This is a genomic window from Vibrio splendidus, assembly GCF_001557875.1.
GTDB classification, from domain to species: Bacteria; Pseudomonadota; Gammaproteobacteria; order Enterobacterales; family Vibrionaceae; genus Vibrio; species Vibrio splendidus_F.
Window position 1 is genome coordinate 1 of sequence record NZ_LNRF01000031.1, and the last position, 789, is coordinate 789.

General features: G+C 39.8%; 2 rRNA genes. Both read right to left on the minus strand.

Annotation, left to right across the window (positions count from 1 at the left end):
- Positions 1–81: ribosomal RNA gene (locus ATB74_RS23380) — 16S ribosomal RNA — on the minus strand; the annotation flags it as partial.
- A gap of 392 nt (positions 82–473) precedes the next feature.
- Positions 474–589, minus strand: a 5S ribosomal RNA gene (rrf, locus tag ATB74_RS23385).
- Between the last annotated feature and the right edge of the window lie 200 nt (positions 590–789).

Below are 789 nucleotides of genomic sequence, written 5' to 3' on the forward strand. Positions count from 1 at the left end.
TTAGTGTCGTTTCCGCTCGACTTGCATGTGTTAGGCCTGCCGCCAGCGTTCAATCTGAGCCATGATCAAACTCTTCAATTTAAGATTTTGTGACTCAACGAATACTGACTTCAAAACTAATATTCATTCGAAAATGAACATGTAATTCTAAAGCTATTACCATTCCAACAGAATGGTAATGAATTGACTGTGCCAAATAACCGAAGTTATTCGTATTGGTCACTCAGTTCATTGAAATCAATTTTGATTCCGAAGAATCTGTTTTATCTAACGATAAAACGTTTTGATATTCATCAACGAGTGCCCACACAGATTGATAGGTTTAAATTGTTAAAGAGCTTTGCTTTCAGTGCCTTAGCACTTAAGCAGGACGCGTATAATACGCCTTCCACTTTGAAAGTCAACATAAAACACTAAGAAAACTTAGAACTCTATGGTGACTTGTCTACTTTGTAGACAAAGTCGAAATTAAAGCCTGGCGATGTCCTACTCTCACATGGGGAAGCCCCACACTACCATCGGCGCTATTGTGTTTCACTTCTGAGTTCGGCATGGAATCAGGTGGGTCCACAATGCTATGGTCGCCAAGCAAATTTTGCTTTTACTTTCAGCTTTTTTAAAAACTGAAGGCAAAATAATCTGGAAAACTGTATTTAAAAGTCTCTCTTCAAACTCATTCAAGGTCTGTCTTTGAGTCCACAAAACCCCTTGGGTGTTGTATGGTTAAGCCTCACGGGCAATTAGTACAGGTTAGCTCAATGCCTCGCAGCACTTACACACCCTGCCTAT